We start from the raw sequence: 1,633 nt of genomic DNA, 5'->3' as shown, positions 1-1,633 counted from the left end.
CTGTACGCGCTCGCTGGGCACACCCACGCCGCCACGGCCCTCACGTCAGGCACCCTACCTGATGCCCGCCTGCCCGCCCGCCTCGGGCTCATTGCACAGACCATCACGGACTGGAACAACGCCCTCGACAACGGGTGGTACATGGCTTCAGCGGCTGCAAACGGCCCTGACGCCAACTGGTATCTCGGCAACGTCGAGGCCCATGGCTCCACTGGCTGGCGGACGCAAACGGTTCACAACTTCACTGCCGCTTCGGCGGGGAACACGTCGGCCTATCGTCGCCACCAGATGAATGGAGCCTGGGGCGCTTGGTACAAACTCCAGCTTAGTCAGGCCGAGCAGGACGCTCGATACGTTCAGCCAGCCAGCATCAACTATGGCGCAGGCAGCGCGGCCTTGGCCTTCGGCGCTGTCGGTTCCTACGCTCTCGTTTTCAGCCTTACGGCTACAGCACTCACCGAGGGCCTGACTGTTGCAGGTTCGACATTGCAACCGGGAGGCTGGGTCGAAAGCGTGACCTCTGATCCCGGTGACGACGTTGGCTTCGGCAATTCCGGCAACTGGATCAAGGGCGGCACCGCCTTGGCCGGCTCTTGGATGATCTGCTCGCGTGTCGGGGGTTCGTCCAGCGTTAAGCGCCGCTTCTTTCTCGCTAAAAGGGTTTCCTAATGGAATATCGCAATCCCACCTACAACACCAATGGTGGCATCGACATGGAGGTCGACCACCCTGCCTTTGGGTGGATACCCTTTACGGCATCCCCTGAAGACCCCGAGGAACTCGGTCGCACCCTGTTCGAGGATACCAAGGGAACTGCCGCGCCGTACGTCGCTCCCCCGGCCCCCACGGTCGAGGAAATCAGGGCGGCCATGCCTTCCCTGTCTCCCCGCCAAATCCGCCTCGCCCTCAATGACATAGGGATCACGAGCGCCGACGTGGCGACCCAGCTTGCCGGAAACGAGGCAGGTACAATCGAGTGGAACTACGCGACCTACTTCAAGCGTACGCACCCTCTCATCGTCAGCCTCACCCCGGCCTTCTCACTCACCGAGGCGCAAGTGGACAGCCTGTGGCTGTACGCGGCGGAAATCAAATGACCCCTTTCACTCTAATCGCAGGAACTACGACCGTGGATAACACCACCTCGGCGGTCGCGGTCTCCGCAGTAACAAGCACAGTGTGGCTCCCGTGGCTCCACATGGCCTCTGACGGTGCTGCCCTGATCGCACCCCTCCTCGGCACCCTCTGGCTGATCGTTCAGATCGTCGCCAAGGTCCGGGAACTTCTCCGAAAGGACAAAGACAAATGAGCAAGGCCAACTCCTCGCTCCTCGAAACCATTCACGGCCTGATCGCCGAGGACATGCGTAAGCGGCTCGAAGCCGGCGAGTGCGAAGCCAAGGACTGGGCGGTCATCGTCAAGTTCCTGAAGGACAACAACATCGACGCCGACATCGAAGCGAACAAGGACGCCGAGGACAGCTTTAACCAGCTCGTTCAGGCGGCCCAGCGGCGCATCTCACAGACTGCATCAGACCTCCAATAGGAGCCCCGTCAGGCGGCGTTAGGGTCACCGGGTAGGCAATCACCTCCCCGGCCCCTTTCGTTCGACCTGGCCCTCCCCTGAAGGGAAC

Annotated in this window: 4 protein-coding genes; all 4 read left to right on the top strand. The window is 61.8% G+C overall.

Going from position 1 to position 1,633, the window contains the following annotated elements; all coding sequences use genetic code 11:
- The coding region (locus EOD15_RS36090) for a pyocin knob domain-containing protein (protein ID WP_210212218.1) at positions 1 to 669 on the top strand (669 nt) is incomplete at its 5' end.
- A complete protein-coding gene (locus tag EOD15_RS33915; protein ID WP_127409281.1) occupies positions 669 to 1,097 on the top strand; it encodes a hypothetical protein in 429 nt (142 codons plus the stop codon). The genes EOD15_RS36090 and EOD15_RS33915, both read left to right, overlap by 1 nt.
- 32 nt (positions 1,098 to 1,129) lie before the next feature.
- Positions 1,130 to 1,309 carry a hypothetical protein gene (locus EOD15_RS33910; RefSeq protein WP_127409280.1) on the top strand — a complete coding sequence of 60 codons (180 nt, stop codon included), beginning with the start codon at positions 1,130 to 1,132 and terminating at the stop codon, positions 1,307 to 1,309.
- A complete protein-coding gene (locus EOD15_RS33905) occupies positions 1,306 to 1,545 on the top strand; it encodes a hypothetical protein (RefSeq protein WP_127409279.1) in 240 nt (79 codons plus the stop codon). Before EOD15_RS33910 ends, EOD15_RS33905 begins: the two co-directional genes overlap by 4 nt.
- Positions 1,546 to 1,633: the final 88 nt, after the last annotated feature.

Origin of the sequence: Mesorhizobium sp. M7A.T.Ca.US.000.02.2.1, from assembly GCF_003996995.1 — a bacterium.
In the GTDB taxonomy this organism is placed as follows: Bacteria; Pseudomonadota; Alphaproteobacteria; order Rhizobiales; family Rhizobiaceae; genus Mesorhizobium.
This window is presented reverse-complemented; position numbering and strand designations above follow the sequence as displayed.

Excerpts from the sequence above, each read along its gene's own strand:
- EOD15_RS33905 (WP_127409279.1), top strand. The coding sequence starts at position 1,306 with ATGAGCAAGGCCAACTCCTCGCTCCTCGAAACCATTCACGGCCTGATC.
- EOD15_RS33915 (WP_127409281.1), top strand. The coding sequence starts at position 669 with ATGGAATATCGCAATCCCACCTACAACACCAATGGTGGCATCGACATG.